The organism is Psychrobacter piscatorii, from assembly GCF_043641605.1.
In the GTDB taxonomy this organism is placed as follows: Bacteria; Pseudomonadota; Gammaproteobacteria; order Pseudomonadales; family Moraxellaceae; genus Psychrobacter; species Psychrobacter piscatorii_C.
In genome coordinates, this window is record NZ_JBHZRK010000006.1 from 178,904 (window position 1) to 186,044 (window position 7,141).

5 protein-coding genes are annotated in these 7,141 nt (G+C 44.3%); 4 read left to right on the plus strand and 1 reads right to left on the minus strand.

What is annotated here, in order from left to right; all coding sequences use genetic code 11:
- Positions 1-24 precede the first annotated feature (24 nt).
- Positions 25-1,518, minus strand: a complete 1,494-nt coding sequence (gene miaB, locus ACHUET_RS07810) for a tRNA (N6-isopentenyl adenosine(37)-C2)-methylthiotransferase MiaB (RefSeq protein WP_394211935.1) — start codon at positions 1,516-1,518, stop codon at positions 25-27.
- Between the two features lie 347 nt (positions 1,519-1,865).
- Between miaB and ACHUET_RS07815 the strand changes: the two genes are divergently transcribed.
- From ACHUET_RS07815 to ACHUET_RS07830, 4 genes are all read left to right on the plus strand, one after another.
- A complete protein-coding gene (locus ACHUET_RS07815) occupies positions 1,866-3,986 on the plus strand; it encodes a lytic transglycosylase domain-containing protein (protein ID WP_394211937.1) in 2,121 nt (706 codons plus the stop codon).
- A gap of 479 nt (positions 3,987-4,465) precedes the next feature.
- Positions 4,466-5,107, plus strand: coding sequence for a T2 family ribonuclease (locus tag ACHUET_RS07820; RefSeq protein ID WP_201598007.1), 642 nt, complete (start codon positions 4,466-4,468; stop codon positions 5,105-5,107).
- Positions 5,108-5,503: 396 nt separating this feature from the next.
- The gene (locus ACHUET_RS07825; protein WP_394211939.1) at positions 5,504-6,493 is read left to right on the plus strand and encodes a malate dehydrogenase; all 990 of its coding nucleotides are present in this window, start codon (positions 5,504-5,506) and stop codon (positions 6,491-6,493) included.
- Positions 6,494-6,779: 286 nt separating this feature from the next.
- A complete protein-coding gene (locus ACHUET_RS07830) occupies positions 6,780-7,019 on the plus strand; it encodes a DUF2789 family protein (protein ID WP_238037890.1) in 240 nt (79 codons plus the stop codon).
- The last annotated feature ends 122 nt before the right edge of the window (positions 7,020-7,141 follow it).

Below are 7,141 nucleotides of genomic sequence, written 5' to 3' on the forward strand. Positions count from 1 at the left end.
TTGCTTAGAATTGTCTTTCAATCCTTACGCCAAAACTTCGATCAGCTCGCCTTTTACCATATGCGGGCTGACAAAATCGGTAATGCGCACGCTGACGATTTTACCAAGTAATTCATTCATCTTATCTTCTTCATAAGGGAACATCACCGTACGGGTGTTATCTGCCGTACCGATTAGGCAATCAGGATGGCGATTGGCGATTTGTTCAACCAAGACACGCGTTATTGTACCGACCATCTCATGCGTTTTGGCAAGCGTTGAATCAATAATGACTTTTTGGAACTCAGCCAAGCGTGCTTTTTTGGTCGTAAAACTCACATCATCCGGCAGCTCTGCCGCTGGCGTGCCTGGACGTTTAGAGTAGATAAAGCTGTACGAATGATCGAAGTTCAATTCTTTTGCCAAGTTTAAGGTATCTTGGAAATCTTGTTCCGTCTCACCTGGGAAGCCAATGATAAAGTCGCTCGACAAGTGAATATCTGGACGAATGGCTTTAAGCTTATTGATCTGATTGATATAAACATCAATGGTATGGTTGCGCTTCATCGCTGCCAAGATAGCATTTGAGCCACTTTGTACTGGTAGATGCAAGTGTGATACTAGCTCTGGTAATTGTGCATAAGCATCAATGATATCATCGGTGAACTCAAGCGGATGACTGGTTGTATAGCGAATACGCTCAACACCATCGACGTGCGAGACATAATGCAACAGCTCAGCGAAACGGCAAATACTGCCATCGTCTTTTTCACCGCGATAGCCGTTGACGTTTTGACCGAGTAGGTTGATTTCACGTACACCTTGCTCAGCAAGGCTATCAATTTCAGCCAATACATCATCAAGTGGACGCGACAACTCTTCACCGCGCGTATAAGGCACCACGCAAAATGAGCAATACTTTGAGCAGCCTTCCATAATCGAGACAAACGCTTTGTAGCCTTCTACTCTTGGCTCTGGTAAAAAGTCAAACTTTTCAATACTGGGGAAGGACACGTCAATCGTACCAATACGGTTTTTGGGCGCGATATCACGCTGCTCATGTGATTGATCATATAGCTCAGGCAAACGGTGTAAGGTTTGCGGGCCAAACACCATATCGACATAGGGTGCGCGTTTTTGGATATTGTCGCCTTCTTGTGAGGCCACGCAGCCGCCAACGCCAATCACGAGATCAGGACGTTTTTCTTTGAGCTTGCGCCAGCGGCCTAATTCTGAAAATACTTTTTCTTGGGCTTTTTCACGGATGGAGCAGGTGTTCATCAGCAGTACGTCGGCCTCATCAATGTCATGAGTCACTTCCATACCGTGTGAATCACCGAGCACATCGAGCATTTTGTCTGAATCATAGACATTCATCTGACAGCCTTGGGTGGTGATGAATACCTTCTTGGTTGCGGCTTTTTCGACGGGCGCTTGGGCTGAACTTTGCTCCTTGAGTGCAGTGACAGCACGTGCGGTGACAGTCGTCTCAGCAGCAGCATCGTCATCGATGCGGGGATTGAATACAGTAACACTCATAAGGGGAAGTCCATGATTGACCAAAAATATAGCGGAGTAGCCGATTAACAAGTGGCGTATTTTATCACAACCCTGTACCAATGTGAAAAATTAGCATAGGCGATGGGTCGTCAATATGATAAATAATTCATAGCAGTATCAATTATTTACTGTGATTAATCTTACCATTTATAAAAACTGAGGCTCGTTATCATTTCTATGTTACACCGTGCTGTCCTATTTATTAACAAAAGGTAAAGGAGATAGTTGAAAGTACTATGAGTATAGTATGATGATTGATATACCCTTGGCGGTACCTAGCGAACCGTTATTCATATATTTATAGAGATATCATAAAGAGAGTCAGTATGACAAAGTTGCGTGTTGCGCATAGCATCAAGGATGAAGAATCAGTCAGTCAAAAGCGCGCGTCGAAGCGGATCGCAGTCGGTACGTTACGGATGAGTGCGTTTAGCGTGGCAACAGCGGTAAGTGCACTTGGTATGTCGCAAGTGGCTTGCGCGGAGTTAACGTGGGGCGATGAGGAAAGCTACCAACAAGAGAGCAACTATCAACAAGACAGCAGTATTGATTCGTTTACAGCGGCGGCTATCGCAGCGGATCGCGGTGATGTGGGTGCGCTCTATAATTATGAGCAAATAATGAGCGGTGGTCTATTTGCCATGTATCCAACTTACTGGCGGATGAATCTAGACCTCAATTCACAAAGTTCAGCGGCAGTATCGCAGTTTGTACGCCAGTATCCAGATACGGTCATGGCCGAGAAGCTGGTGGCTGACTTTGCGGAGACCAAAGCGGGATCGAATGACTACGCCTCTGTCAGACAAGTAGCCAATTTGATTACCAATGCAGATGCCAGTGAGCGCTGCGCTATCGCCCTTGGGTTCAATAATGGCGGTGATACCATGCGTGCCATGGCTGCCAAATCTGATGTTTGGCTAACCACCAAAAAGCAGCCCGCCTTGTGTGACCAGCTAGCGATGGAGATGAATAATAATGCGCTTATTAGCAATCAGGATCGCGCTTCTCGTCTCAAACGTATGCTACGAATAGGCAAAACGGGTGACATTATGGCGCTGTCGTCACGCCTAGGTACACCGATTGCTTATTCGGCGCTCAGTGAAATTCAGCTAAACCCCTCGTCGTTTTTTAGCCGCTTTGGCCGCGAGCCTGCCAGCCAAACCAATCAATACCTATACCTATATGCTATTGGCCGTGTCGCAGATAAATCCTATCGAGAAGCAGCACTACAATTAGATTTTGATATCAAGCAAGACAATCAGCGCGCTATCAAAATATTGAACGATGAAACCCGCCGTTACGCCTATCGTACGCTTGGCGTTAAGCGTATGAACCACAATACAGATGACGGCTTTAATGCTGAAGCAGTAGATTGGTTCCGCAATAGCCTAGATGATGACTTTAACTTTGAAGAAGCTGAAGACTACGCCATGGCAGCGATCCGCTTTGGTCGCTGGGATGATGTGGTTGAAGCTATCTCAAAAATGGATGGTGAAATTCAAAAGGATGGTCAGTGGCAATACTGGCTGGCACGTGCTTATGAGCAATCAAGCAATAGTAGCAAACGCAATACTGCCAAAAAGATGTATCAAAACCTAGCGAAAAGTAACGATTACTATGGCTTGATGGCAAAAGACAGAATCGGTCAGCGATTTGATGCCAGCCGCTTAGGTGGTAGTAATCTGCCTAATGTTAGTACCGCTGACCGCGCTCGCGTGATGCAAGATGCCAACTTTGCTCGTGCATTTGCCTTATATAACTCTGATGCTAGTCGCGCGTATGCCAACCGCGAGTGGAACTGGGCTGTGAAGAAAGCACGAGATAATCGTGATGATAATCTGATCATTGCGGCGGCGCGTCAAGCCTATGACATGGGCTGGCTCGATCGGGCGATTTATGCGGTTGATAATACCGATAGAGTTGATAGCTTGGCACTTTCGCATCCAATGCCGCACCAAGATTCAGTGGTACGCTATAGCCAGTCAGCAGGTATTGATCCAGCGTGGGCTTATGGCATTATGCGTCAAGAGAGCCGTTTTGTGTCTTCTGCGCGCTCAAACGTGGGCGCCAGTGGATTGATGCAAGTGATGCCTGATACCGCAAAATACATCGCGCGTAACTTAGGTGAGACTTATAGTGCGAGCCGTGCCAACAGTGGTGATACCAATATCCGTTATGGTACATGGTATATGGGTGATATCTTAAGTAAACTGAACTATCAGCCTGTATTGGCAACCGCAGGCTATAACGCGGGTCCTAATAATGCCAAACGCTGGCAGCCAACCTATGGCGCAATCGCCGCAGATCAATATGTCGAATCGATTGCCTTTCCTGAAACGCGTAACTATGTCAAACACGTGATGGAAAACGCCACTATCTATAGTAGTCTGTTGGGTCGTAGCCAGCCAATCAGTCAACGTATGGGTACAGTACCTGCTGCATTTTAATCAGTGAATTCATATTTAATAGACCACTAGCTTTTATAGTTAGCGGTCTATTTTTTATGGTCTGAATGACAGTAAGCTTTCGTATTCTGCATAATAAATACTGGACTTAGCTTTGTAATTGTTGACGAACCCGACAACGTTTACGTTTTTGCTATAGATTAAAAAAGACATTTTGTTACCATTGCTTTAATTGACATTTATGTTCTTTAGTCTTGTTCTTAGATCGCTATGTGTTTAATGCTGTTAGCACAATGATTTAAGTGATAGCCCATGTTTTATCATTGCTAATTGCTCCCAGCCTTATGATCAAAAAATACTTCAAACTGTCTGTATTATTGAAAACTCGGCAACCGTTACTGATTCAGGTGCCCCCGTTATCTAATACAAAAGCAGAAACAAGCTCAAAATTTAAGACATCCAGTTTCTTGGTACAGTTCCGTGGAAGTTTGATAAGTGGAAGTTTGATAAATAGGCATCATATGGGTAAAGTTAATAAGACGACGAGTTTTGGTGCTTTGTTAATCATACAAGGTCTTATGCTTACGCCAGCATATGCGGCGAGTACGGCCAAAGCTGGTCAGCGCGTATTGATGGTCGAAATGACCCCCGCGTTATGTAGCATGCAGCCGACAAGAGCCCGCATGCGTCAATGTCTAGAAGGCTATTCATTGACAGTTTCAGGTCTAGACATGGGCTACGGCGAACGCTGTGGTCGTGGTAGCGAGCCACGTTTGACGCCACTACAGCTAAAGGTTGTCAATCGCATCATGCCTGATACGACAGTACGTAGCCAAACGTGGCAGCGCTATGGTGCTTGTAGCCCATTGAGTGCCAGTAGTTACTTTCGACAAATCACTAACTACGCTGGTGAACTAAAACTGCCTAACGAGCTGAATACGGGCAACAGTTATACAGTCTCTAAATCTCGATTTATTAGTCAAATGACGCGCCTAAATAGTGGTATGTCATCAAATAGTGTCGATCTCATTTGCCAGGAAGGCAGTCGTCGTCAATCGATATTGACGGATATTCATGTGTGCTATGAGGGTAGCAGTTTTGGCACTTGTCACAATGTTGTAGATAACTGCGGTAGCCAATTCATCATTTCAGGTGGTAGATAGCTTTTATTTAACTATTTTTTAGATAATCCACCGTTCTTTCTTTACATCCTTTTCGGTCCTATTTTTAATGAAATCTAAGTGAACTTGGCAGTATTACATTGTCATTTTTATGCTCTTATTTATTCGTCTCATAGCGATAAAACACACTATGGACTGTATCTAAAAATTCCACAGCCCTTTACACATAGGCTTTGAGCTTATAAATATTCTTTTCGTATAAAATGTAACAATATAGTCCCTGATGGGTCTATGACTGTATCTAGACGGTCGCTGTGATGAAGTGCTACACTAGCTCTCGGTTTATGTATGCTGCAATGCGGCAGACAAGTCGATATCTATAATGATAATCATCAATTAAAACTATGCATTATCCAATCATCAATTAGGGAGTATTCAATGTCAATGAAACAGCCTTTACGTGTTGCCGTCACTGGTGCCGCTGGTAATATCAGCTACGCGATGCTATTTCGTATTGCATCTGGCGAGATGCTAGGTAAAGATCAGCCAGTTATTTTGCAATTACTTGAAATTACGCCAGCGCTTGACGCCCTAAAGGGTGTGGTCATGGAATTAGAAGACTGTGCATTCCCATTGCTTGCTGGTATTGTCCAAACTGATGATGCTAATGTTGCATTCGAAGATATCGATTATGCTTTGCTAGTTGGCGCACGTCCTCGTGGCCCAGGCATGGAGCGTAAGGACTTGCTAGAAGCCAATGCTGCGATCTTCTCAGCACAAGGTAAAGCATTGAACGAAGTCGCTAGCCGTGATGTAAAAGTATTGGTCGTCGGTAACCCTGCCAACACTAACGCGCTTATCGCTCAGCGTAACGCACCAGATCTTGATCCACGTAACTTCACTGCCATGACTCGTCTAGATCACAACCGTGCGATGGCGCAGTTGGCTGACAAGACTGACAGCACAGTGAATGACATCAAAAACATGACTATCTGGGGCAACCATTCGTCAACTCAGTATCCAGATCTAACCGCTTGTACAGTAAACGGTAAGCCTGCGTTAGATCTTGTTGATCGCGACTGGTACGAAAACACGTATATCCCAGAAGTACAACAACGCGGTGCTGCGATCATCAAAGCTCGCGGTGCGTCATCTGCCGCTTCTGCTGCCAACGCTGCTATCGCACATATGCGTACGTGGGCACTAGGTACTGACGAGAACGATTGGGTCTCTATGGGTGTTTACTCAAACGGCGAATACGGTATCGCTGAAGGTTTGATCTACTCATTCCCATGCACATGTACTAACGGCGACTGGTCTATCGTAGACGGCGTTGATGTATCATCAGATTTCTCTAAAGAGAAAATGGCTGCCACTGAGCAAGAGCTTAGTGAAGAGCGTGATGCAGTGGCACACCTGCTACCATAAGCTAAGCAGTTATATAGCTGTCTTAACTTAAGTAATGAGTGAAAAAAAAGCCCTCTTAAATAGGAGGGCTTTTTTGTGTCTATAAGGTTTTTTTTATCCAAAAGATATGATGAAATAAAAAGTAATCTATCGCATCCTTTGAAATGGCAATATCTGTTTGCTGCCAATACAATTGATAACGTTAGATAAACGTTGATTAACAGCTATTAGCATAAAGCTTGCTACAATAAATGGGTTAATTTGAATGATAGGCACAATTACCACTACACCATTTAAGGAGAAAAATATGTTGGGTGAGCCAGAATATAATATGAATGAGCTATTTGCTCAGTTAGGTCTAGATAGCTCTGATGAAGCGATTGATAAATTCATTGCAGACAACCAGTTATCAAGTGAAGAGAAATTGATAGAAGCTGATGTTTGGACCGATAGCCAGCGTATGTTCTTACAAGAAGAATGGCAAAAAGATGCAGCATGGGTAGAAGTGATTGATGATCTAAATGTGCGTATGCATCCTGATGCTTAACAGCACATAACAGTATAATAAGAAAAACCCCACGACAATATTCATATCTGAACTGCCCCCCAAAACTTGGACGGTTTAGTTTACCCCAAGGACTGAGTTCTGTATTGCACAGGACTCAGTCC

Excerpts from the sequence above, each read along its gene's own strand:
- miaB (WP_394211935.1), bottom strand. The coding sequence starts at position 1,518 with ATGAGTGTTACTGTATTCAATCCCCGCATCGATGACGATGCTGCTGCT.
- ACHUET_RS07815 (WP_394211937.1), top strand. The coding sequence starts at position 1,866 with ATGACAAAGTTGCGTGTTGCGCATAGCATCAAGGATGAAGAATCAGTC.
- ACHUET_RS07820 (WP_201598007.1), top strand. The coding sequence starts at position 4,466 with ATGGGTAAAGTTAATAAGACGACGAGTTTTGGTGCTTTGTTAATCATA.
- ACHUET_RS07825 (WP_394211939.1), top strand. The coding sequence starts at position 5,504 with ATGTCAATGAAACAGCCTTTACGTGTTGCCGTCACTGGTGCCGCTGGT.
- ACHUET_RS07830 (WP_238037890.1), top strand. The coding sequence starts at position 6,780 with ATGTTGGGTGAGCCAGAATATAATATGAATGAGCTATTTGCTCAGTTA.